Source organism: Pediococcus acidilactici (assembly GCF_016127815.1).
GTDB classification, from domain to species: Bacteria; Bacillota; Bacilli; order Lactobacillales; family Lactobacillaceae; genus Pediococcus; species Pediococcus acidilactici.
This window is the reverse complement of the sequence record NZ_CP066046.1, coordinates 1,384,686-1,408,308: the sequence shown is the minus strand read 5'-3', so window position 1 is coordinate 1,408,308 and position 23,623 is coordinate 1,384,686. Positions and strand designations below refer to the sequence as shown.

Here is a 23,623-nt window from a genome sequence, read left to right as displayed (position 1 = left end):
GGGAGATAGAATGGCATACAGAACACCACCTTTTTTAACGCCGATTGCCATCGTGACGATGATAATTGCGCTAAGTGCGACAAACGTAATTGTTAATAAAGCTACCAACACTTCTGAAGGAGCGCCGGTGCGTTCTTCAAAAGTAGTTGAAAGCAGTGAACCAGAAAAGAAACCTTCAAGCGACGATGAACATTCTAAAGATAAATCGGAAGAGTCGTCATCGAGTTCTGAAGAAAGCAGCAAGCCGAGTGAAGATACTTCAAGCAGTGGGGAAACTTCACAACCAACTGATGATCAAACTCAAGACAATTCTTCTTCGACAACGACTAAGGATTCGACTGGCAATGATAAGGCCTCTAGTGGGGCAAATGATGAGGACCAGACCACGACGGATAGTTCCGGAGATGCAAGTTCAGGATCGGGAGCTGCTGCATCGCAAGGACAAGCAAGTTCGCAGCAGGATACTAACCAACAGGCTGCCGTCCAAAAGGCCACGACCACTGATACTAATACAGGTCAATAAGGGGGGATAAACGTGATTTCATTTCTAACATTAGTAAGTCATTACATGGGCATGATTAGTGTTAAGAGTAAGTTGAAGAACCAAATTTACACCATCACAGCCTTTGTAGGGAATTGGTATTTGTTATACATTGGGATTCGCTTTATCCAAAATGGCGCATATACAAGAGGATTACTGCTATTAGCAATTTTCTTGATCTTCTTGTATTTCTCAATTATGAACATTTATTACTATTTCACTAATAAGCAGGCTCCGTTTGATATTTCTCCAATTTTAGAAAAATACATTGGGGGTACGCCAGAAGAAGTGCGGGAAAAAGAAGAATTCCGGCGCCGCCTTTCGCGGGTAGAACGACAAAGCCGCCAAGTTGCTAGTCCAGGCGGAGTTTTCGACCAGAAGGCCCTGTTACCCGCCACGATCGTTTCATCTGCGCGCCAACAAAAAAATATTGAACAAATTGCGGAAAAGATGATTCAATCAGGGATGGTCTTCATGGATTATGGGGGCCGGACTGACGAAGAATTACGGGCAGAAATGCCTGCTCAGCAAACCGAAACGTACGCAATCGGCGACTTGGGAGTGGCGATCCCGTATGCGGAAGTCCAACTCGTTGCTGGCAAACCCACTGTGATAGCTGGAATGAACCAAATGGAGGCCGTTCCAGTGGGCGAAATTACCAAGGTGGGCTTATCCAGTTACCAAGCCGCTAAAGCTGAAAACCACTTGTATTTAGCAAACGCGTTTTTAATTGGTGGCGAAAAGAAAGTACGCGGTCGCTCTGGAATGATCGTGGAAAATGAACCATACCGCTTAAAAATTAATATTGCTTATAAACGGCGCCAAACCTCACTTTCGAAGTGATTTGATGATAAATTATTAAGACCTGTCAATGTATTTACTTTGACAGGTCTTTTTTTGTCCAGTATAGTCAATATAACCAAAAATTTATCTAATTTTAATCTTTCGTTAATGTAATCGGGTAAATGGAAACGGAGGGATCAAGATGTCGATGATCGAATTTCATAATGTGGAAAAGTATTACGGTAAGTTTCATGCCCTAACCGACGTTAATCTAACGATCGAAAAGGGAGAGACGGTGGTATTGATTGGACCGTCTGGTTCAGGAAAAAGCACCTTGATTCGAACCATTAACGGATTAGAAAGTATTGACGGTGGTCAATTAATTGTCAACGGATTTGACTTGGCCAACCGCCAAACTAATATCAACAAAATTCGCCGAGAAGTGGGAATGGTTTTCCAACATTTTAACTTGTATGATAACAAGTCCGTTTTAGAGAACATTATGCTAGCTCCCCGGGTCGTGCTTAAACGACCTGAAGAACAGAATCGCCAACTAGCAATGGAACTGCTGGATCGGGTTGGACTAGCTGAAAAGGCAGACAGCATGCCTGCCATGTTATCAGGGGGGCAAAAACAACGCATTGCGATTGCCCGTAGTTTAGCGATGCAGCCTAAATGTATTTTATTTGATGAGCCAACGTCCGCGCTCGATCCTGAAATGATCGATGATGTTTTAAACGTTATGAAGCAAATTGCCCGCGATTCCGCCATGACCATGGTAGTGGTGACTCACGAAATGGGCTTTGCTCGTGAAGTGGGGGACCGGGTGATTTTCATGGATGGTGGCCGAATTCTCGAAGATGACCGCAAGGAAGAGTTCTTTGACGGACAACCATCTAACGAACGGGCACGCCAATTTCTCAGCAAGATTATCAAACACTAGGAGGTGGTCCCCATGCGTAGAAGGTTTAAAATGCTTTTCTTGGGACTGACAGCCGTACTTTTTCTGGGCATTCTAGGTGGTTGTACAAAGCAAGAAGCTAAACAACGTGACGCTTGGCAAACCGCCCAGCAAACTAAAACCCTCACTTGGGGGGTAAAGGCCGATACCAAGTTGTTTGGATTAATGGACGTAAAGGACTCCCAAATTAAGGGGTTTGATATTGACATTGCTAAAGCGCTGACGAAGCAGATGTTGGGAAAGGATGCGCAGGCCAAATTTGTTCAAGTAACTAGCCAAACACGGATTCCACTGCTGAAGAATGGCAATTTGGATGCAGTGATTGCGACGATGACGATCACTAAGGACCGGCAAAAAGTAGTTGATTTTTCAGACTCCTATTTTGATGCCGGGCAATCCCTGTTAGTTCCTAAAGATAGTAAGATTCACAGCGTAAAGGATCTAAACCATCCGGGTACCAAGGTGATTGGGGTGGTTGGTGCTAATTCGGTCAGCAACGTTAAAAAAGTTGCCCCTAAAGCACAGGTAATTCAGTTGCAAGACTATGCTCAAGCCCTTACGGCACTAAAATCCGGGCAGGGAGCGGCTTTAACTACGGATAACGGTATTTTATTTGGGATGGCGGTTGATAATCCCCAATTTAAAGTGGTCGGAAAGGCGTTCACTAAGGAACCTTACGGAATTGCCATTAACCAAAACCAACCGGCGTTGAAAAAACACCTTAACCAAGCGTTGGAAGAAATTATCGCAAACGGGGAGTATAACCGACTCATCAAGAAATGGTTTGGCGATATTCCTGGATTTAATTACCGGGAGGTGGAACGATGATTAATATTTTAACTAATCATAGTGCGGAGCTCTTTAGCGGACTCGGACAGACGCTACTTTGTAGTTTGATTGCGTTATTTTTTAGTTTAGTAATCGGATCACTGTTTGCCATCATGGAAGTCTTGCCTAGTCGGTTAGCACGGACCATTGGCCGCATTTATGTGGAAGTGGTTCGAAACATTCCGCTACTGGTAGTGACCATGTTCTTTTACATTGTGATTCCGCGGTATGTCCCCGCGGTAAATGGTTTTACCGCCGGAACCATTGGATTGACCATCTACACTTCGGCTTTCATTGCCGAAACGGTGCGGGCGGGAATCCAATCGGTAAGCGGGGGCCAAATGGAAGCGGCCCGGTCAAACGGAATGACGTTTAGCCAAGCGATGCGTTACATTGTTTTGCCCCAGGCCTTTAAGATTGTGATTCCACCTTTAGGAAACCAATTTATTAACCTAGTTAAGAATTCGTCAGTGTTAGCTTTCGTGGCTGGATTTGACCTGATGTACGTGGGTAACGACATTGCCTCCACCACCTTTGACACGATTAACTCTTATCTAGTAGTGGGAGTATTGTATCTCATTATTACGATGCCGCTAAGTTACTACATGCGGTACCTAGAAAAACGGACGAATCGAGGTGTCGCCTAATGCACGCATTTATGGAAGCCTATTCCGCGGTAAATTTAGCGTTCTTATTAAAGGGACTGTGGATAACTATTGAAGTTTCGGTGATTTCGATTATTTTTAGCTACGTGCTCGGTGGAATACTGGGACTAATCCGTTACCTTAACGTACGCTACTTGTCAGCGTTGGTGGGTGTGGTGATTGACGTAATCCGAAACTTGCCCCTCTTGTTAATGTTCTTCTTCGTTTACTTTGGATTGCCTAACTTAGGAATTCGGTTGGGAATCTTGCCATCTTCAATTTTGGCGCTAACGGTATTTGAATCAGCCATGATTGCGGAAATTATTCGGGGCGGGATTGTTTCGATCGATAAAGGCCAAATGGAAGGCGCCCGGGCGAACGGGTTATCGTATTGGCAAGCAATGCGCTACATTATTTTGCCCCAGGCGCAGGTCCGGATGATTCCCGCTTTGGTTAGCCAATTCATTTCGTTGATTAAGGATACTTCTTTAGCGACGATTATCATGCTTCCGGAAATGATGTACCACGCGCAAATCATTTACGGGCAAAACACAAATTATATTATTCCAATGTTTGTGGCTCTAGCAGGAATGTACTTCGTGGTCTGCTATACCTTGTCGATCATCTCGCGAAAACTAGAGAAAAAATTAGCGTAAGATTGTAAAACTAATAAAAAATGGCATTCAACCCCATTCGTTACCGAATCAGAGTTGAATGCCATTTTTGCGTTAGTAGCTAACAAAATTTTAAATTCGATCTTCAGGTTGGACAACGTACTGGGCGAGCCGCTGATAATCACTGTCCTTTAGTTCGGCGGTGATTTTAGTTCCTTGATCGGTGTAGGAAGTTTTCTTTACGTCGGCATTGCCGTTTAAGAAGTTGACTACTTGACCTTCATCAAAAGGAATCAGGAAATCAGCACGTACGTAGTTTTTAAATACTTGCTTTTTAATTAACGAAGTTAGCATTTCGAGTGATTGAAGCTGCTTTGCCGAGTAGGTGAGTTCGGTACCATCCAACGTCGGGTAAGCGATGCCTGCCCGGTCGGCCTTGTTAAAGGCGTAGATCATGGGAACGTCGGTGACCCCAATTTCTTGGAGGGTGTCCGCAGTAGTTTGCATCATTTCCCGGTAATGCGGGTCGGATACGTCCACAACTTGTACAAGGAGGTCCGCTTTAGCAGCTTCCGACAGGGTGGAACGAAAGGCTTTTACCAACTGGTGTGGCAAATTGCTGACAAATCCAACCGTATCGCTAAGAATCAGTTCTTTTTGGTCTGGGAAGGTTAGTTTGCGCACACTAGTGTCCAAGGTGGCAAACAGCATGTCTTTTTCGAAAACTTGCTTGTCTTCATTGCGACCGTACATACTGATTAAACCATTCATCGTGGTCGACTTTCCAGTATTGGTGTACCCAACCAAGGCTACGCTAGGAATGTCCTTTTTATCCCGACGCTGGCGTTGCACGTTGGCCGAAGTGGACATTTCCTTAAGTTCCTGGTTGATGTGGTTGATTCGATTGCGGATCGTCCGCCGGTTTAATTCTAGCTTAGTTTCACCAGCACCCCGGTTAGTAAATCCACCGCCGGTATTTCCGGCAGTTTGTTGGTCAAGTCGCTGGGTAGCGCTAGTCCGCAAACGGGGAAGCTGATATTGCAACTTGGCAAGTTCAACTTGGAGACGGGCCTCTTTTGAACGAGCCCGGTTAGCAAAGATTTCTAAAATCAAACCGGTGCGGTCGATGACTCGTAACTGGGTTTCCTTTTCTAAGTTACTAAGCTGACTAGGGGTTAATTCGTCATTAACCACCAGGGTTTCGACTTCGCGAGCCGCAGCTACTTGGGTCAGTTCTTCAATCTTTCCTTTTCCAAAATAGGTTGCGGCATTAGGCCGTTCTAATTTTTGGGTAAGCTGGTCCATCACCCTCATGTGGTTAGCAGATGCTAACGACTTAAGTTCTGCCATGGCGTAATCCAGGTTAACGCCAGGAAGTTCTAGACCGGCAATAATAATTGGTTCTTCATTGATTTCTTCGTTCATATAAGAATGGCCTCCAAATTATTGAAAACGTTTATATAATTATATCATGGATTAGGCGGGGGTAGAAAAATAAGCATTTTACGGGGTGAGCCGCGTAAATTTCTCTGCCGTAATAAGAAAATGAGAGTGGGACAAAAGTTGGGTATGCAACCTATTCGAAATGTGTTTCCAGCCCCAACCCTTTCCGGTTAACTAAAAAAAGACCTAATTGTCTCGACAATTAGGTCTACTTTTTAGTTGAGCGTGTGGTTCTATATGTTGCAGTCGAAACGTGTTCCAGTCCTCAGAGTCTTCCGGTTAATCAAAAAATAGGCATAATTGTTTGGACAATTATGCCTATTCCTCGATTAATCCTCAAACTCTCCCCGAGGACTTCCACACTCTGCCAAAATATTCCACCATTCCATCTTGGTCCCTCAATTTTAATTTGGTAACACTCCCGTTGCGGGGGCTATGGGACACGTCAATTTCCGGGTTGAACATGGACGTCAAAATTCGAATCAAAGTTCCGTGCGATACTATTAACACGTTATCACCATCGTTAGCTTGGTCAAAGGTGTAATCCAAGCCTTGTTGCAAACGGGTGGTGATTTCCGTATAGCTTTCGGCATCGTGGAACGGATCCACGTTTTTCCACACGTCGATGGCTGCCTTAATGCCATGTAAAGCGGTCATGGCGTTAAGGGTTGGTTCAATTGTGGAATGTTGTTGATAAAGTTTAAATTCAGTTTCTACCGAATTAGCACCTTCGAAATAACCAAAAAATTGTTCCCGAAAAGCTGCGATTGGTTCGATTGTTTTTTCGGGTAGCGGGTGATGATTTCGTTGGTTGATGAACCGGGCCGTTTTAATTGCCCGGGTAGTATCCGAACAGTAAGCGTGGGCAAAATCCACGTCCGCTAAGAAGTCGCCTGCTTGTTGGGCGTCGTGCACTCCTTTTTCGGTAAGCGGCGAATCAGACCAACCTTGTAAATGGCGGTACCGATTGAAGAGGGTTTGCCCGTGCCGTACAAAGTAATAGTTAACAGTTTTCATGAATCTATGCTTTCTTAAATGATTTTCTAAAAATGTTAAAGAAGAGGAAGTAAACCGCTAAGGTAGCGACCACGATAATTCCCCAAGCAATCACGCCAGACCAAACGTCAGCACTGTAGTGGCCCTTAATTACTAGATAAGCGCCCACAATGAAGGTTAAGATTGCAAATGGGTAGGAAGCCCGGGAAGTCTTCTTCAAATGGTTACGTTCTACCCACGCCATGTAAGGAAGCAACGCGGATAGGGCAATGAAAATTACCGGAATGATGATGTTCAACGCTAATTCCTTGTCGTATAAAGCAGTTCCTGGCGTCGCGTCGGTTGGACGAACCCCTAACAGTGAAAATACGATGGTGATTACAAAACACCATGCTCCCACCAACCAAGCAAGAACGTCGTTTTTAATGAAGACGTAATCACTGTGGAATTCTTTACTCTTTTGCCGAATGCGCATGAAGGCAAAGAAGACAAAACTAGTTACGAACGGCGAAACAATCCCGTTGATGTTCAAAAGCCAGTTGAACATATCGTTAATACTTGGTAGCCAGTTACTGAGGAAGAGTACCAGCGAAACGATTCCAGTGGTTAACCAGTACCCGTTGATTGGCAAACCGTCGCTATTTAGTTTACCTAGTGATTTAGGCAAGTACTTCATTGCGACGTCAGACAAGAAGATCCGGGTGCTGGCGTCTAAAATAACCGCCAATTGGGCAAACATGTAAAGGGCTTGACTCACCGCAAAGATGTACATGAGGGTATCCCCAATTCCAAATTCCTTTCCTAGCGCTTGGAAGGCGTAGTAGGAACCGTTCATCTTTAAATCGTAAGGAAGGTGGTGAGCGTTAAAGAACACTGCTAACGAGAACGAACCAAAGACGGTGAGGAAAATCGTCATTAATAGGAGCATCATCATGGCTTTCGGAAAGTCCCGTTTACCGTCTTTCATTTCCTTAACGTATGGTGCGGCAAGTTCGGCACCGTTAATCGCGAAAATTAATAACCCAAAGGTAGATAGGAAGTGTCCATCAATTTTAGGGATGAAGGCCCTCGCGTTAAAGGGCTGGGTAGCAATGTGACGACCATGCATTAGGGCGGCAACCGTCATTACCACGAAAAGAATCGTCATTACAAACATGGCCCCGCCGCCTAAAGTACTGAGAATCTCCAACGAGCGGTTGCGGAAAAAGTGCTGGAACCAAATGAAAACTAAAAAGACCACCGCGGTGAAGAGAGCAAAGGCAATTGTGGGCATGTAGGATTGTAAGTCCCCGTTACCCTTAACTAACCAACTAATTGAAACTACCACGGAGTTAGCAACGTCGACTACGTATGGTAATCCCGCAATCCAGTAGAAGAAGGCCACGATGTATCCGGCAAGGTCCCCGTTAGTTGCGCGAACCCAGGAAGCTAGTCCGCCACCGTCTTCGTTGAAAGTTCCGCCTAGTTGGCCAACCATCATTTCATATGGCCAAACAAAAAGCAGGATCATCAAAACCCAGGTAGAAACAATTGCTAAACCTTGGTTATGAAAATTGTAAATTAAATCGTCAAAGCCAATTACGGTAACAAAGTCCATCAGAGCAACGACCGGCCAGCTAATGTACCTTTTTTTTGCATCTAAAGGTGAATTTTCCATTCTTACGTCTCTCCTATGTAAATTTTAAATCTCAATTCTACTATCTTAATTGTTATATTCGATTAAATGAATTCCATCTTCATCAAGGGTAAAACGGGTAATGCTGCCATTTTTAGGTCCCCAAGTGATGTCTAGTTCAGGATCTGCTTTAGCTGCGATGGAACGGATTGTCGTTCCGTGGCTGACGATGAGGATTTGATCGCCATCGTTAGCGGTCGCTAGCAAATCATTAAATCCACGGTTGATTCTTTCCCAAAATTCGGCGTTGTTTTCCGCATCGTGGAAAGGATCTGCCGCTTTAATAGCATCTTTAGTTTCTGCAATCGGGCGTTCTTCGAGAAATTCGTGGAACGAACGTTTTCCAGAAATCGGCATCAAAACTTCAAACCAAGTTTGGGCGGAATCGTTGCCTTCGAAATAGCCGTAAAATTCTTCCCGAAATTCGGTTTTCGGTAGGATTTCAGCGGTAGTATGCTTGTTTTCAGCTAAAATGGCGCGGGCGGTGTTCATTGCTCGGGTGGTATCCGAAGCGTACACCGCGTCAAACTTGGTGTCACTTAAGCGGACGCCAGCTTGGTGGGCGTCTGCGTACCCTTTTTCAGTTAAGGGCGAGTCGGACCAGCCTTGCATCCGATTGTACTTATTAAAAATGGTTTGTCCATGACGGACAAAGTACAGCTTTAGTTGTTTCATCAGCTTCTGTCCTTCCTTATTTTTTGTAAAACCTCAACCATTCTATCATAAATTAAATTTCCAAAATGACTTAAATCTTTGTGAAAACGCATAAAAAGGAGTAAAATTTATGTCTAACAAAACCGAGAGGTGAAACATATTGGCAGACGAAATTTTTAAATATGAAGAAAAACATTTAGCAGAGGTCTTAGATAAGGTAGACATTGCTATGGATAAGGCCCAAAAAGATGCTAAGAATGCCGAAAATGATCGCGGAGCAATCCAAGATAATTTTTATAACGATGTCCGGATCAACACTTCCAGTTATTCAGGAATGATGGACACGGCAATTTCGATTCGCCAACAACAACAGTTGCTCGAAGAGCGCGAGAATAGTTGGCAACACGCAACCAAACGAATTAAAACACTTAAACAAATGCAAAAACGGCCTTACTTCGCCCGGATTGACTTCCACGAAGAGGGCGAGAAAAATGACGAGACCATCTACATCGGACTGGGCTCGTTTTCGGATACTCCGGACCACTTTTTGATTTACGATTGGCGTGCGCCAATTTCAAGTGTTTACTATGATGGCAAAATGGGCCACGTGGAGTACGCAACCCCAGATGGGCAACAATCCGTAGATTTAAAGTTAAAGCGCCAGTTTACGATTGAAGACGGTAAGTTGATTTCGGTTTACGATACTGACGAAACGATTGGCGATCAAATGTTATTGAACGCTTTAGGCTCACAGTCGGACGTAAAGATGAAGAGCATCGTTTCCACCATTCAACGCGAACAAAATCAAATTATCCGGAACACGTCCGCGGACCTTTTATTTGTGCAAGGGGCGGCTGGTTCAGGAAAAACGGCGGCAATTTTACAACGAGTTGCGTTCTTGTTATACCGTTATCGGGGAAAACTGACTGCAGGCCAAGTGATTATGTTCTCGCCAAACCAGTTGTTTAACGACTATGTGGACCAAGTGTTACCTGAATTAGGGGAACAAAACATGGTGCAGATGACCTATTACCAATTTGCCCGGCGGCGGATTCCTAACTTAGATGTGGAAAACTTACAACAACGGTTTGATAAGCAGCTTACTGACGCAGAACGAAAAATCGACCAATTTAAAGGTAGTTTACAATTCTTTAAAGCCCTAACCCGTTATGCACAGCACCTTGGGAAGGGCGGCATGCGGTTTAGAAATATCATGTTCAAGGAAAAACCGTTCGCTAGCAGGGAAAAGATTAAGGAAATTTACTATTCGTTTAACGACACTTATAGCTTAAGTAACCGGATCGACGGAACTCGAGAGACCTTAATTCGCATGCTTAACCAAAAGGTTGGGAGCGAACTACGGACGAAATGGGTAGAAGAAGCGGTGCAAAACTTAAGCCAAGAAGAAATTCACGAGTTGTTTAAGAATAAACCTCGCGAATTCAAGGACAATGACGAAGAATTTAAGTTTTTAGCTCGGCAAATTGTGGTTAAAGAGTTAAAACCGGTTCGGAACGCAATTATGCGGAACCGCTTCTTGAGTATTAACGCGCAGTACGTCCACATGCTCCGGACTTTGCCAAAGTGGTATAAGTTAGAAAAAATCGGGGTTACCGAAGCACAGTGGCAGGCCCATGTGGAAAAACTAGTGGAAAATCTTAAAAATCGGCAATTAACGATGGTGGATACGTCAGCGTACTTGTACCTCTATGATTTAATTACTGGTAAACGGGGTGACCGTTCGATGCGCTACGTGTTTATCGATGAAATCCAAGATTACAATGCCTTTCAACTGGCTTATCTGCGGTATAACTTCCCGAAGGCTAAGTTCACTTTGCTAGGGGATTTGAACCAATCAATTTACGCAAACGAAACCAGTAAAACCCTTTTGGCAGAACTTTCGACCATGTTTGATCCAGAAAAAACTAAGGTAGTTCAGTTGGCGAAGTCGTACCGCTCGACGCAACCAATTACGGACTTCACGAAGGAGATTTTAGAAGAGGGCGAAGCAATCGAAGCGTTCAACCGCCAAGGCGAGTTACCCCGGGTTGCCGTTACTCAAGATCAAGCTACCATGCTTAAGACGGTCCAAGCCCAGTTAGAACGGGATCGCCAAGACCACGAAACTACCGCAATTATTGGTCGTAGTTTAGCAGAATGTGAGCAAATCACGGAGCAGTTACAGGCCGCTGGAGAAAAGGTAACTTTAATTCGCACGGAAAATCAACGACTTGTGGAAGGAACTTTAGTAGTCCCATCCTTCCTAGCTAAGGGACTGGAATTTGATTCCGTGATTGTTTGGGATGCCAACGCGGAAAATTATCAAAGTCACCGCGACGAACAGTTGTTATACACCATTTGTTCACGGGCAATGCATCGTTTATTAGTAGTAGCCAAGGGACAACTTAGTCCGTTAATTGCTAAAATCCCCGAGTCGTTATACCAAACAATTAATTAAATTATGCACAGCAAACGATGGATAATGGGGATCAAGTTGCAAGGAGTGCAAAAAGCAATATTTACCCGATCCATGGTAGTGAAATTCTGATATAGTAGTTATGTAAACACTTTCAAGACCCCCTAAGGAGGAAAAAGATGATTCAAAGCAGTTACACGGGAGCGGATTCGATTCTGGACAGTCTCATTAACCATGATGTGGAATATATTTTTGGGATTCCAGGTGCCAAAATTGACTTGTTATTCGAACAGTTAGAGCATTCTAATCGGGCTCGTAAGCCCCGGTTAATTATTACCCGGCACGAACAAAATGCGGCCTTTATGGCGGCAGCGGTTGGCCGGATTACCGGAAAACCGGGGGTGGTTTTAACCACCTCCGGCCCCGGAGTGGGTAATTTAGCTACCGGATTAGTTACCGCGACGGCGGAAGGGGATCCGGTATTAGCTATCGGTGGACAAGTTCCCCGTAACGACCTTTTGAGACTAACGCACCAAAGCATGCGCAACGCGGATTTGTTTGAACCAATTACCAAGTACAGTGTGGAAGTGCAGGAACCAGAAAACATTTCAGAAGTTTTGGCAAATGCCTACCGGGCTGCGGAATCTTCTAAACAAGGGGCAAGTTTTGTGAGTTTTCCACAAGACGTGGTAAACGCACCGGTTAGCACCCGGCCAATTCAACCCTTGAAGAAGCCAATTTTAGGACCAGCAAGCCCTGATGAAATTAAGAAACTGGCGGAAGCCATTAAAAACGCCCAACTTCCCGTACTATTGCTAGGGATGCGGGCGTCATCGCCAGAAGTTACCCAAGCGGTACGGCAGTTAGTTAAGGAATCTGATTTGCCAGTTGTGGAAACTTTCCAAGGCGCGGGAATCATTTCCCATGATTTAGAAGACCATTTCTACGGGCGGGTCGGACTTTTCCGCAACCAACCTGGGGATAAGTTGTTGAAACACAGTGATTTGGTTATTACGGTCGGATACGATGCCATCGAATACGAACCGCGGAACTGGAATGCGGAAGGGGATGGCAAGATTCTCGTAATTGATGATTCACCATCCGAAATCGATCACAACTTTGAACCTGAAAAGGAACTAGTGGGCGACATTGCCCAAACCATTAACCTCTTAACACCGCACCTCGCGGGTTACCAAATTAGTAACGACGGAGAGCAGTACTTAGAGCAGTTACGCGAACAACAAAATCAACAGGACTTACCGCCCGAAGCGGAATCGGATACCCAACGAATCCATCCGTTATCACTAATTTCAGCGCTACAGTACCGGGTCGACGATGAAATGACCGTTTCAGTTGACGTGGGAAGCTTCTATATTTGGATGGCGCGGCACTTTAGAAGTTATCAACCACGGCACCTCTTATTTAGTAACGGAATGCAAACCCTTGGAGTTGCCTTGCCATGGGCAATTTCAGCGGCGTTGTTACGTCCGGCTCACAAATCAGTTTCCGTTTCTGGGGACGGAGGCTTCCTGTTCTCCGCGCAAGAATTGGAAACGGCCGTTCGGGAAAATCTAGATATTGTGCACATTATCTGGAACGATGGGCACTATGACATGGTTAAGTTCCAAGAAGAATTGAAATACGGCAAAGCTGCGGGAGTAAACTTTGGTCCGGTTGACTTTGTTAAACTGGCTGAAAGTTATGGTGCTAAGGGTTTACGAGTTGATGGACCAGCAGATCTAGGAAAGAAACTGGACGAAGCGTTTCAAACGAAGGGACCGGTAGTGGTCGACATTCCGGTTGATTATCGCGATAACGTTAAGTTGGGTAAATCCTTGCTACCAGATCAACTATAAAATATTTGTAAAAAAGGGGGGATTGCAGATGGCAAAATTATTTCAACACGGCACGTTAGCAATGTTAGTAGACGGACTTTTCGGCGGAACTTTGACTGCCGAAGCATTATTAGAACACGGCGATTTTGGGATTGGGACTGCGGAAGGTCTTGATGGCGAAGTCATTATTTTAGATGGGGTTGCTTACCAAGCCCTAGCTGACGGGAGTGTTCGCATTTTGGAACCCGAAGCCATGTTACCCTTTGCCGACGTTAACCAAGCGGATTTTGAGGGACACGTGGTTTTACCAGAAATCGAAATGGCCGAAGTAGATGCGACATTAGCTAAAGAATTGTCATACCAAAATACATTTGTGGCAATTAAAATTAGCGGACTCTTCTCCCGAGTGCAAACCCGGGTGGTTAAAGGCCAACAGCGCCCTTACCCAACGTTGAGCGAGACCGCTGCAAAGCAACAGATCTTTGATGCACAAAACATTAAGGGAACCGTTGTGGGATACTATAGTCCGAAACTATTCCACGGAGCGAGCGTGGCCGGAATGCATTTGCATTTCATCGACGATCAGCACCAATTCGGCGGTCATTTATTAGATTTTAAGGCCGATCAAGTGAAACTTTCCTGGCAGATTCTGGACGGGATTGACTTGAGTTTACCGATTAAGGACTCCGAATTTATGAAGCATCAAGCTAGTGACGTGCGAGATATTCAACAGTCCATCGCTGAATCGGAATAGTTAAGGAATTAATCGAAGACGAGGATTTAGTAATCATGCAGGCACAAGGATATTTCACGTTTGACCGCACCGCGTGGCAAAATTTATCAAATCGAGCAGAATTACCGCTGACTCAGCAACAATTAGCCGACATTAAGGCGCTTAACGACCGGATTTCCTTAGAGGACGTCCAGGACGTTTACGTTCCGCTGGTACGGTTATTGCAGAAGAAGTACGCTGATTTTGAAAAATGGAACCGCGATAAACTGGACTTTTTACAGATTCCGGTTAAAAAAACGCCGTTTATTGTAGGAATTTCGGGAAGCGTAGCGGTAGGTAAAAGCACCACTGCGCGCCTATTGCAAGTGCTGTTAAGCAACTGGTTTAGCGATTTAAAGACCCAGTTGATTACTACGGATGGCTTTTTATACCCTAATGCTGAATTAAAGCGGCGCCATTTAATGAGTCGGAAAGGATTTCCTGAAAGTTACAACATGAAGGAACTAATCCACTTTTTAAACGCGGTGAAAACGGGGCAAAAACAGATTAAGGTGCCGAAATATTCACACCAAGTTTATGACGTCATCAAGGATGAATACGACGTAATTGATCAGCCAGATATTTTAATTGTGGAAGGCATTAACGTACTCCAATTACCGGCTAACGAAACGATTTACGTTAGCGACTTTTTCGATTGGTCGATTTACGTGGATGCGGAAGCGGACTTGATTGAAAAATGGTTCTTGGAACGGTTCGGCGTGTTATTGGATACGGCATTCCACGATCCGAGCAATTATTACTACCAGTACGCTCAGATGCCACGGGAAGAAGCCTTTGCCTACGCTAAAAAAATTTGGCGCGATATCGATTTGAAAAACTTAAAAGAATACATTTTGCCAACCCGTTTTAGAGCCGATATGATTCTACACAAAACGGAGGGGCACGTGATGGACAACATCTTAGTGCGCGTGTAGGCGCCGTTCTATGTAAGAAACGAAGGAAAAAGTCGTTTTAAAAAATTAGGAGGCTAACTTGTTGCGATTGGCTTTAATAGAGCCCAAACGTGCGCTAAAAAGTTAGTTTTACTTAACCCCAATCGATCAGTGTGCCTGAATTTGGCATACTGGTCGATTTTTAGTTAAGGCACATAAATTGAGTTGTCTAAAAGTACGGAAGAACAAGAGGATGGCTTGGACTAAGAAAGGCTGATTAGCCTAGTTGCTAATGCCTTAATGCGACCAATGGATAAGGCTTATGTTAGCGAATGAGAAAGCTAATTAAGTACGGATAGTAAATAAGGCAGTACTAAATGCTTTTCTTTTTGGAATGATGGTGATACACTTACTAAAAATACCACGAGGAGTTAACTATTATGAAGATGTGTTGTTGTTTGATATCAGTCTAATGAATAAGTGATCAAATTATGGATTCCCTTATTTGTTAGCGAACCAGCTTATTTGGATCTTAAGGGCAATTCATATTGATCATCAACACACCTTCTATACAATTTTTTTGACGTGCAAAAGGGGTTGGGGTCTATTTGAATAGATCCCAACTCTTTAGATCCCAACTCTTTTTAGTTAGGAAGAAAAATTATGGTGAATGAAAGATTAGTTAAACTACTAGGTAAACATCGTGGTGGTCAATCTTGTTAATGATGGTTAGTGATAAAAATGCATGTAATACCATAATTAATAAGAGGGAATGAAGATTTATGAATGATTTGATGATTTGGGTAACCGTGGGGATTGCTGGCGTGATCCTGCTTGTTTTAGCTTTATTACAACGAAAGAACGTGAGCTTCAATAAGTTAGTTTTGATTGGCTTGGTTTTAGGATTAAGTTTTGGAGCAATCACTCAAGCAATTTTTGGATCAACAAGTAAAGTTGTTGCTACCGCAGTTGATTGGATTGGAATTGTGGGGAATGGCTACATTTCGTTATTACAAATGCTGGTAATTCCGCTAATCGTAATATCGTTAATCAGCGCGTTCACCAAGCTAGGAGACACTAAGAATCTGGGGAAGATTGCGAGAAACGTGCTAACGGTGTTATTAACAACTACGGCAATTGCGGCATTTATTGGGGTAATTACCGTGATCGCTTTTAACTTGCAAGGAGCGTCGTTTGTAAAGGGGACCGCCTCTAAAGACAATCTGGCCTTTTTACAACAACACCAACACGCATTATCGGAATTAACGGTTCCGCAAAAAATTGTAAGTTTCTTACCACAAAACATTTTTGAAGACCTTGCCGGAACGCGGGCAACCAGCACGATTGCGGTAGTGATTTTTTCACTGATTGTTGGGTTAGCGTATATATGGTTAAAAGAACACTATCCTAACGACGCACTTGCCTTCGAACGGGGCACCGATATTCTAGATAAATTAATATCCAGAATGGTTCGCCTCGTCATCAATTTAACTCCGTACGGAATCTTTTCTTTGATGGCAAAGACAATTGCGGTGAATAGCATTAAAACTATCGTAAGTTTGTCGTACTTTATTGTAGCGGTCTACGTGGCATTGTTGTTGGTGTTGGTAGTCCATACCGTAATTTTATTATTAACGCATACCAACCCGATTGAGTACTACAAAAAAGTGTGGCCAACCCTGATCTTTGCGTTTACTTCGCGTAACAGCGCGGGAACGTTGCCAATGAACGTCGAAGTACAAACTAAGCAACTGGGGATTAATAAGGCCATCGCAGATTTTTCTGCTAGTTTAGGACTCAGTATTGGACAAAACGGATGTGCAGGAATTTACCCAGCCATGATTGCGTCGATCACGGCTCCGGTGGTGGGAATCAACATCGTATCGGTTAAATTTATTTTAACGTTGATTATTATCGTCACCATTTCATCCTTTGGGGTGGCTGGCTCAGGTGGCGGCGCGACCTTTGCTGCCCTAATTGTCTTAGGGACGTTGAATTTACCGGTTGGCATCATGGGAATTGTTTTGGCAATTGATCCGATTATCGATATGGGTCGGACGTTAGTGAACGTTAACGATAGTATCCTAGCCGGATTGGTAACTGCCAAACGAAGTGACATGTTCAATGAAGATGTTTTTAACGGGAAAGAAAAAATTGAACAAGCTTGATCGAGTGAGATGAATTAGTTTTTAGTGTTTTAAATTAAAGGACCGTTTCAGGAATTTTTAGATTCTGAAATGGTCCTTTTTTATTTTAATTAAAAACGTCATCTCTGAAGCGTTAGTTTGATGAATTGGTGATTGGATAACTAAAAACAACTTATTCAATTAGCGTTAAGCCGGCGGCATCGAGAATTTGTAACTGGTGTCCAGGAAGCTTTTTAATCAAATGGTGGCTTTCCCAACGTTTTAGATAACGGCTAATGGTTTCCGGCGTGGTTCCTAACAAGGTGGCTAGGTCCTTATTTTTGAGCGGCAGGGTGAAAGGATTGGCTTGCAAACTAGCAGAAGTTTCGACGAGGTAATCGGCAAGTCGTTCAGCAACCGATTCTGTATTAGTCTTGGTGGCTTGAGCTTCGAGTGACAATAGCCGGTTGCCCAGGGTGTTCATCACGTTCACGGCAATTTGAGGATTGCGGGTTAGAAGCTGTTGAAAATCCGCCCGCGCAATCGTGCACACGGTGGTCGGGGTTAAAGTTGTCGCCGTGGAATGGTGCTCAAGTTGGTTGAAAAGGGCTGCTTCCCCGTTGATGTCACCGCTTTGGAGCAGGTAAAGCAGATGTTCCTTACCGTTTTCTGCGGGTCGAACCACCTTAACTTGCCCCTTGGCAACGATGGTCAAGGCGTCAACTGCGTCCCCGGCTTGATAAAGAATTTGTTGGGCCGGGACGTGACGATGGCGAACGATTGCCTCAATTTGCTGGCTTTGAACGGGGGTTAAGTTTTTAAAAATCGGTACTAAGGGCACGCAATGGTGCGCATCAACGAGGGTGGCCATTATATTTCTCCTTTGTTTCATTAGCGAAGTGCAAATTTTTTTGTCAAAACTTGACCAAGGTCAATTTCAAAAAGGTCGGGTACTTCTATGCTTAATATATCAAAGCAAGGAGGAAATATAAAATGACTAAGGTTATTCTGCAATTAGATACGTTAACTTGCCCAAGTTGCATGACGAAAATTCAGGGTGCCCTCACTAAATTGGCGGGGGTCCAAAACGTTAAAGTACTTTTTAACGCTAGCAAAGTTAAGGCGCTCGTTAATGATCGGTTAGATAGTGCGGATTTAAAACGGACCGTTGAAGAACTAGGATATCAGGTAAAAAGCGTGAAAACCAAGGAGGTTACTGAATAATGGCAAAATCAATTGAAGAACGTTATTTAGCAGAGCAAAAGCAAGCTGAAATCGACCACCACCAACCAACCGCGGGGGCGATGGCGGACCATGTTTTGGCAAATTTACGCGTGTTGACCAATAAACTGGTGCAAGCTGCTTGGTACGTTAAGGGGCCAAGCTACTTTGCCGACCGGGAATATTTGCTACAGTTACAGGCAACGTTAAACCATGATTTCGTGCAATTAGGCGACCAGCTTCGTGCGGTAGGGGAAAAGCCCGCTTCCGTCACCGCAGAATTTAGCGAATACAGTATGCTTACTGAAGATCCGCGGATTAAGTATTACTCGACGGAAGCTATATTGGCGGGGTTAGTAGCAGATTGCCAAACTAGTTTGATGTTTATTCAGCGCGCCATTGCGTTGGCTAACCAAGAAAGTAAGTTTCCCTTAGCAAGCTACTTAATTGAGCTTAACGGACAATTTGACCGGGCTTCACAAAAATTACAGGCCCGTTTGGGAAAAGAACCGCGCGAAGGTTTGGAAGAAGACGATGATGATGATTAAAATGCAACGCTGGTTCACAAGGTTTGCTAACCCGTTGCTCGGGGTGGCTGCGTTATTAACCGCCACGGGATGGCTGCTGCAACATGGCGGGGGTTCCCCAGAAGTGGCTGGGATGGCGTATGGTATAGCAACGTTGGTAGCGGGGATGCCGATCCTGTTGAAAGCAATCGCTGCGTTACGCGCCCGGGTGGCCAGCATTGAATTGTTAGTAAGCATTGCCGTGCTAGGAGCTTTAATCATTGGGGAACTAGAAGAAGCGGCGATGGTCACTTTTTTGTTTGGCCTAGGTAATTACTTAGAGCGCCGCACTTTAAAGCAGACTCACCGGGCGTTGGCTAACCTAACGGAAATGCAACCGACACAAGCACTCTTAGTGAGCGAAGGACAAACCCGCACGGTAGCAATTGACGACGTTGAGGTAGGCGACCAGTTATTAGTGCGGATTGGTGACCAAGTTCCGGTTGACGGGCGGGTGGTTACCGGGACGGCTGCCGTCAACGAAGCGGCCATTACTGGTGAAGCACGGGTGGTTAATAAAACTCCCACGGATCAAGTATACACAGGTACAATTGTGGAAAACGGACAAATGGTGGTTGAAGCCCAAAAAGTTGGGGAAGAAACCACGTTTGGCAAAATAATTGAGCTCGTGGAGGAAGCCCAAGACAATCAGGCGCCAGTAAGCCGTTTTATTGACCAGTTTGCCCGGTTCTACACGCCACTGGTTTTAGTGTTAGCACTCTTAACACAGTTAGTTACGCAAGACTTCCGGTTGGCGATTACAATTTTGGTGCTGGCGTGTCCGGGAGCGTTAGTAATTGGGACACCGGTATCCAACGTCGCGGGGATTGGCCGGGGAGCGCAAAGCGGCATCTTGATTAAGGGCGGTCAGGTCATTGATCAACTGGCCAAGGTGCGTACCATCCTCATGGATAAAACCGGGACGATTACCACTGGTAAACCGACCGTCCAGAGCTTCTATCAGTATTCACAACAAGATTGGCTAGCGGTGGCGGCCCAATTAGAAAAACAAACTAACCACCCTTTGGCAGCAGCCGTTGTGGAATTTTATGAACAACGAACGGGCCAGCCTGTGCAAAACCATGATATCGCAATCACCACCGTTAAAGGAATCGGGGTTACCGCCACTTGGCATGGTCATCAGGTGAAATTGGGAAGCCCGCGGATTTTAGAACCAAGTGCCCAAAAACTTTCTAATAAACAGACTGCTGATTTACAAAAACTGCGGGAAAATGGGCAATCGGTAATTTTAATGATCGTAGATGGTGCTTTAGTGTTGGCAATGGGCTTATCCGACCAAGTCCGGCCCGGCGTAGCTAGCGCACTTAAACGACTTCGCCAAACCGGAGTGACGAATCAGTGGATGGTGACTGGTGATCAACTAAACGTTGCCCAGTCCGTTGCACATATCGTGGGAATCACCCAGGTTAAAGCAGGTCAGTTGCCTAACGAAAAGGCCCAGTTTTTGAAAGAACTCCAAGCAAGCGGTCAACCAGTGCTATTCGTTGGCGACGGAATTAACGACAGTCCCGCCATTGCCCAAGCGGCGGTGGGAATCGCGATGGGGAGCGGCACCGACGTCGCGATTGAAACTTCGGACGTGGTACTGATTAATCCCGATTTTAAAAATGTCGTTTTTGCGCGGCAGATTGCTCAAACAACGCTGCGTAACATGATGGAAAACGTGGGAATTGCGGTTGGTACGGTGGCGTTGTTGATGTTAGGAGTTAGTTTAGGTTGGGTAAATATGGCAAGCGGGATGTTTTTCCACGAAGTTAGTATCCTAGTGGTGATTTTTAACGCCATGCGATTACTGAAACTAAAACGGCCCGCCTGGGAGAATTTTTCCACAAAAACTGGCGGTGAGAGCCCTTCCAGTGAAACTATCTAAGTGATAGGGCTATGGTTTTTCACAATTTTCCTGTATGATAGAGGATAAGAATGAAAAGATGAGGTGAAGGACTTGGCAAACACAGATTTATCAAATTTTGATAAAATCATTGTTTTGGATTTTGGTAGTCAATACAACCAATTGATTACGCGCAGAATCCGTGAATTTGGGGTTTACTCAGAGCTTCTTTCTCATAAAATCACTGCGGAAGAAATTAAGCAGATTAATCCTAAGGGAATTATTTTCTCCGGGGGACCGAACAGTGTTTATGATGACGATGCTTTTCGAGTTGATCCTGAAATTTATCAACTAGGAATTCCAATTTTGGGAATTTGTTACGGAATGCAATTGATGGCCTACAATTTGGGCGGTCGGGTTGAATCTGCGGATAACCGGGAATACGGCCACGCAGACATTAACGTAACTGATGACCAAGCGGCATTGTTTAAAGGCTTGCCAGCTACCCAAACGGTTTGGATGAGCCACGGTGACTTGGTTCGCGAAGTTCCAGCCGGCTTTAAGACGGTAGCTACTAGCGCAAATTGCCCAATCGCTTCCATGGCGGATGACGAACGGAAATTTTACGGCGTTCAATTCCACGCGGAAGTGCGGAATACGCAATATGGTAACGATATTTTAAGGCACTTTGCCTTTGATGTTTGTCAAGCTCAAGCAAATTGGTCAATGAACGACTTCATTGACATGCAAGTGGAAAAGATTCGCGAAGAAGTTGGCGACCGTAAAGTACTCTTAGGACTTTCTGGCGGGGTTGACTCAAGCGTTGTCGGCGTATTGTTGAACAAAGCAATTGGCGATCAATTAGTATGTATCTTTGTGGATCACGGTTTGTTACGTAAAGGTGAAGCAAAGCAAGTTATGGATAGCCTAGAAGGCAAATTTGGCTTGAACATTATTAAGGTTGACGCACAAGACCGCTTCTTGAGCAAATTAGCCGGAGTTACTGATCCTGAACAAAAACGGAAGATCATCGGTAACGAATTTATCGAAGTCTTCAATGACGAAGCTCAAAAACTTAAGGGAATTGATTTCTTAGCTCAAGGTACCCTTTACACTGACGTAATCGAAAGTGGAACGGATACTGCGCAAACCATCAAATCCCATCATAACGTGGGTGGATTGCCAGAAGACATGCACTTTGAACTAATCGAACCGCTTCGGACCTTGTTCAAGGATGAAGCGCGTGACTTAGGTGAAAAGTTGGGAATGCCAGAAGATTTAGTTTGGCGTCAACCTTTCCCTGGCCCTGGTCTAGGAATTCGGGTGCTAGGTGAAATCACCGAAGATAAATTGCAAATCGTTCGCGATAGTGACTTGATTTTACGTGAAGAAATCAAGAACGCTGGCTTAGATCGTGACATTTGGCAATACTTCACCGTCTTGCCAGGAATTCGGAGCGTTGGAGTAATGGGTGACGGCCGGACTTACGACTACACAGTCGGAATTCGTGCAGTTAACTCGATTGACGGAATGACCGCCGACTTCGCGCGGATCCCATGGGACGTACTCCAAAAGATTTCGGTACGAATCGTAAACGAAGTTGACCATGTTAACCGCGTAGTGTACGACATTACGTCCAAGCCGCCGGCAACTGTGGAATGGGAATAATTGGTAAGGGCAAAGCAGGCACACAAATGCCGTTATAAAGGCATTTGTGGGTATATAAGTAAATCAAATTTAATTAAAATAAATATGGTTCCCTGCCAATTCCCTGCCAAACAAGTTGGAATAATACTAGTCTAATTAATAAATAAAATGCACGTCGAGAAAATTTTTCTCGGCGTGCATTTTGTTTTTATTTCGTAAGAAATTTTAAGTTTAATGAGTACGATAGTTGGAACTTACATTAGGTAATAGAGCTAGACGTTAAGGGAAAATTATTTAGTTATTTTTAATTTAAATTTGTACCATTGTATAGTAGCACCCCATGATATTCTGATTGCTTATAATTAGTATCTGTAATTTTAGCTATGGCGTCATTTAGGTCTTTTGGTTTTTCGTTGCTTTGCCCGCTATGGTCAGTCTCATAAGAGAAATTCATATCAGAAATATCACCTTTGGTGAGGTCTGATTCTAATTTTCCATCGTGAGCCTTCAGCTTATTACCTTCAAATACTCCATAATTAAGTCCCGTGTTATCTACATATGCCACTGAAATTCTACCATCAGGTTGCATAGCAACTAAATTAGGCTTGTGCCCACTATAATCAAATTGATTCAAAAAGCTTTGCCAGTCTAACTCAGCAGGGTCTTTTAAATCATTTATCTTAACGGACAAAGCTTGTCCGCCAACATCTTTTTCTTTGCCATCATTAATTTTGACGCCTTTATTATCAAAATAATCATTAACGTTACTACTAAAACTATCACTATGCATGCTATCAGAATCCAATGATTCCAACGTAACTTCCCCGTTTTGTGGGATTTCATCTTCATTTAATTCAGCCAATGTACCATTAATGTTCTTATATGGCGAATCAACTACAATTTTTCCCCATGTTTTGTCAGTGTTAAAGCCAGAATATAACTCTTTAGTATTCTTATTCGGTACAAACTTAATGTATTTATTCATTTCCTTAATTGTAAAGGTCTTCTTTTCAGCAACTTTTTTATTTGAAGTACTCTTACTTGTTTGGTTTCCATTACCATTATTAGAATTACCACATCCGGCTAATCCGATTGCCAAACCAACGGTTAAGGCTCCCCCAACAAGTACACTTATCAATTTAGTTTTCTTCATTTTCAG

The 23,623-nt window shown here is 44.1% G+C and carries 21 protein-coding genes; 15 read left to right on the top strand and 6 right to left on the bottom strand.

Annotated features, from left to right (window positions below):
• Positions 1–10 precede the first annotated feature (10 nt).
• The 6 genes from I6H64_RS07015 (at position 11) to I6H64_RS06990 (ending at position 4,413) form a co-directional block, all read left to right on the top strand.
• Positions 11–523, top strand: a complete 513-nt coding sequence (locus tag I6H64_RS07015; protein ID WP_024862590.1) for a hypothetical protein — start codon at positions 11–13, stop codon at positions 521–523.
• Between the two features lie 12 nt (positions 524–535).
• The gene (locus tag I6H64_RS07010) at positions 536–1,384 is read left to right on the top strand and encodes a DUF6681 family protein (protein WP_005919560.1); all 849 of its coding nucleotides are present in this window, start codon (positions 536–538) and stop codon (positions 1,382–1,384) included.
• 142 nt (positions 1,385–1,526) lie between these two features.
• A complete protein-coding gene (locus I6H64_RS07005; protein ID WP_004166713.1) occupies positions 1,527–2,267 on the top strand; it encodes an amino acid ABC transporter ATP-binding protein in 741 nt (246 codons plus the stop codon).
• Between the two features lie 12 nt (positions 2,268–2,279).
• Entirely contained in the window at positions 2,280–3,113 is an 834-nt protein-coding gene (locus tag I6H64_RS07000; RefSeq protein ID WP_024862587.1) for a glutamate ABC transporter substrate-binding protein, read from the top strand.
• Positions 3,110–3,760 carry an amino acid ABC transporter permease gene (locus I6H64_RS06995; protein WP_002831087.1) on the top strand — a complete coding sequence of 217 codons (651 nt, stop codon included), beginning with the start codon at positions 3,110–3,112 and terminating at the stop codon, positions 3,758–3,760. The genes I6H64_RS07000 and I6H64_RS06995 overlap by 4 nt, the downstream gene beginning before the upstream one ends.
• A complete protein-coding gene (locus I6H64_RS06990) occupies positions 3,760–4,413 on the top strand; it encodes an amino acid ABC transporter permease (protein WP_005919554.1) in 654 nt (217 codons plus the stop codon). Before I6H64_RS06995 ends, I6H64_RS06990 begins: the two co-directional genes overlap by 1 nt.
• 90 nt (positions 4,414–4,503) lie before the next feature.
• On the opposite strand, the gene hflX is transcribed toward I6H64_RS06990, so the two are convergent.
• From hflX to I6H64_RS06970, 4 genes are all read right to left on the bottom strand, one after another.
• On the bottom strand, positions 4,504–5,796 hold the full coding sequence (gene hflX / locus I6H64_RS06985) for a GTPase HflX (RefSeq protein WP_005919551.1): 1,293 nt from the start codon (positions 5,794–5,796) through the stop codon (positions 4,504–4,506).
• Between the two features lie 354 nt (positions 5,797–6,150).
• Positions 6,151–6,831 carry a histidine phosphatase family protein gene (locus tag I6H64_RS06980; protein ID WP_008842019.1) on the bottom strand — a complete coding sequence of 227 codons (681 nt, stop codon included), beginning with the start codon at positions 6,829–6,831 and terminating at the stop codon, positions 6,151–6,153.
• Between the two features lie 4 nt (positions 6,832–6,835).
• On the bottom strand, positions 6,836–8,467 hold the full coding sequence (locus tag I6H64_RS06975) for an APC family permease (protein ID WP_002829996.1): 1,632 nt from the start codon (positions 8,465–8,467) through the stop codon (positions 6,836–6,838).
• Positions 8,468–8,512: 45 nt separating this feature from the next.
• A complete protein-coding gene (locus tag I6H64_RS06970) occupies positions 8,513–9,160 on the bottom strand; it encodes a histidine phosphatase family protein (RefSeq protein WP_008842017.1) in 648 nt (215 codons plus the stop codon).
• 139 nt (positions 9,161–9,299) lie between these two features.
• Here I6H64_RS06970 and helD point away from each other — a divergent pair, with 139 nt between their 5' ends.
• The 5 genes from helD (at position 9,300) to I6H64_RS06945 (ending at position 17,223) form a co-directional block, all read left to right on the top strand.
• Complete coding sequence (gene helD / locus I6H64_RS06965) at positions 9,300–11,597, top strand: RNA polymerase recycling motor HelD (protein ID WP_005916055.1); 2,298 nt, start codon at positions 9,300–9,302, stop codon at positions 11,595–11,597.
• A 137-nt stretch (positions 11,598–11,734) separates the two neighbouring features.
• Entirely contained in the window at positions 11,735–13,411 is a 1,677-nt protein-coding gene (gene alsS, locus I6H64_RS06960; protein ID WP_008842016.1) for an acetolactate synthase AlsS, read from the top strand.
• 28 nt (positions 13,412–13,439) lie between these two features.
• Entirely contained in the window at positions 13,440–14,144 is a 705-nt protein-coding gene (budA, locus tag I6H64_RS06955; RefSeq protein WP_005916061.1) for an acetolactate decarboxylase, read from the top strand.
• A 32-nt stretch (positions 14,145–14,176) separates the two neighbouring features.
• A complete protein-coding gene (gene coaA / locus I6H64_RS06950; RefSeq protein ID WP_370647627.1) occupies positions 14,177–15,097 on the top strand; it encodes a type I pantothenate kinase in 921 nt (306 codons plus the stop codon).
• 740 nt (positions 15,098–15,837) lie between these two features.
• Positions 15,838–17,223: a cation:dicarboxylate symporter family transporter gene (locus I6H64_RS06945; RefSeq protein WP_008842015.1), complete on the top strand. Its 1,386-nt coding sequence runs from the start codon at positions 15,838–15,840 to the stop codon at positions 17,221–17,223.
• Between the two features lie 151 nt (positions 17,224–17,374).
• Here the strand turns inward: I6H64_RS06945 and I6H64_RS06940 are convergent, their stop codons facing one another.
• Positions 17,375–18,052: a Crp/Fnr family transcriptional regulator gene (locus I6H64_RS06940; protein WP_005916075.1), complete on the bottom strand. Its 678-nt coding sequence runs from the start codon at positions 18,050–18,052 to the stop codon at positions 17,375–17,377.
• A 122-nt stretch (positions 18,053–18,174) separates the two neighbouring features.
• On the opposite strand from I6H64_RS06940, the gene I6H64_RS06935 reads away from it, so the two are divergent.
• The 4 genes from I6H64_RS06935 (at position 18,175) to guaA (ending at position 22,485) form a co-directional block, all read left to right on the top strand.
• Complete coding sequence (locus I6H64_RS06935; RefSeq protein WP_036685631.1) at positions 18,175–18,405, top strand: heavy-metal-associated domain-containing protein; 231 nt, start codon at positions 18,175–18,177, stop codon at positions 18,403–18,405.
• Entirely contained in the window at positions 18,405–18,950 is a 546-nt protein-coding gene (locus I6H64_RS06930) for a ferritin-like domain-containing protein (protein WP_008842013.1), read from the top strand. Before I6H64_RS06935 ends, I6H64_RS06930 begins: the two co-directional genes overlap by 1 nt.
• Entirely contained in the window at positions 18,937–20,859 is a 1,923-nt protein-coding gene (locus tag I6H64_RS06925) for a heavy metal translocating P-type ATPase (protein WP_065124496.1), read from the top strand. Before I6H64_RS06930 ends, I6H64_RS06925 begins: the two co-directional genes overlap by 14 nt.
• Positions 20,860–20,931: 72 nt before the next feature.
• Positions 20,932–22,485, top strand: coding sequence for a glutamine-hydrolyzing GMP synthase (gene guaA / locus I6H64_RS06920; RefSeq protein WP_036685629.1), 1,554 nt, complete (start codon positions 20,932–20,934; stop codon positions 22,483–22,485).
• 283 nt (positions 22,486–22,768) lie between these two features.
• On the opposite strand, the gene I6H64_RS06915 is transcribed toward guaA, so the two are convergent.
• Positions 22,769–23,617 (bottom strand): hypothetical protein, encoded by an 849-nt coding sequence (locus tag I6H64_RS06915; RefSeq protein WP_005916092.1) that lies wholly within the window; start codon positions 23,615–23,617, stop codon positions 22,769–22,771.
• Positions 23,618–23,623: the final 6 nt, after the last annotated feature.

What these genes read in the sequence shown, in the direction of transcription:
- I6H64_RS07015 (WP_024862590.1), top strand. Translation starts at nt 11, where the DNA reads ATGGCATACAGAACACCACCTTTTTTAACGCCGATTGCCATCGTGACG.
- I6H64_RS07005 (WP_004166713.1), top strand. Translation starts at nt 1,527, where the DNA reads ATGTCGATGATCGAATTTCATAATGTGGAAAAGTATTACGGTAAGTTT.
- I6H64_RS07000 (WP_024862587.1), top strand. Translation starts at nt 2,280, where the DNA reads ATGCGTAGAAGGTTTAAAATGCTTTTCTTGGGACTGACAGCCGTACTT.
- I6H64_RS06995 (WP_002831087.1), top strand. Translation starts at nt 3,110, where the DNA reads ATGATTAATATTTTAACTAATCATAGTGCGGAGCTCTTTAGCGGACTC.
- I6H64_RS06990 (WP_005919554.1), top strand. Translation starts at nt 3,760, where the DNA reads ATGCACGCATTTATGGAAGCCTATTCCGCGGTAAATTTAGCGTTCTTA.
- hflX (WP_005919551.1), bottom strand. Translation starts at nt 5,796, where the DNA reads ATGAACGAAGAAATCAATGAAGAACCAATTATTATTGCCGGTCTAGAA.
- I6H64_RS06980 (WP_008842019.1), bottom strand. Translation starts at nt 6,831, where the DNA reads ATGAAAACTGTTAACTATTACTTTGTACGGCACGGGCAAACCCTCTTC.
- I6H64_RS06975 (WP_002829996.1), bottom strand. Translation starts at nt 8,467, where the DNA reads ATGGAAAATTCACCTTTAGATGCAAAAAAAAGGTACATTAGCTGGCCG.
- I6H64_RS06970 (WP_008842017.1), bottom strand. Translation starts at nt 9,160, where the DNA reads ATGAAACAACTAAAGCTGTACTTTGTCCGTCATGGACAAACCATTTTT.
- alsS (WP_008842016.1), top strand. Translation starts at nt 11,735, where the DNA reads ATGATTCAAAGCAGTTACACGGGAGCGGATTCGATTCTGGACAGTCTC.
- budA (WP_005916061.1), top strand. Translation starts at nt 13,440, where the DNA reads ATGGCAAAATTATTTCAACACGGCACGTTAGCAATGTTAGTAGACGGA.
- I6H64_RS06945 (WP_008842015.1), top strand. Translation starts at nt 15,838, where the DNA reads ATGAATGATTTGATGATTTGGGTAACCGTGGGGATTGCTGGCGTGATC.
- I6H64_RS06940 (WP_005916075.1), bottom strand. Translation starts at nt 18,052, where the DNA reads ATGGCCACCCTCGTTGATGCGCACCATTGCGTGCCCTTAGTACCGATT.
- I6H64_RS06935 (WP_036685631.1), top strand. Translation starts at nt 18,175, where the DNA reads ATGACTAAGGTTATTCTGCAATTAGATACGTTAACTTGCCCAAGTTGC.
- I6H64_RS06930 (WP_008842013.1), top strand. Translation starts at nt 18,405, where the DNA reads ATGGCAAAATCAATTGAAGAACGTTATTTAGCAGAGCAAAAGCAAGCT.
- I6H64_RS06925 (WP_065124496.1), top strand. Translation starts at nt 18,937, where the DNA reads ATGATGATGATTAAAATGCAACGCTGGTTCACAAGGTTTGCTAACCCG.
- I6H64_RS06915 (WP_005916092.1), bottom strand. Translation starts at nt 23,617, where the DNA reads ATGAAGAAAACTAAATTGATAAGTGTACTTGTTGGGGGAGCCTTAACC.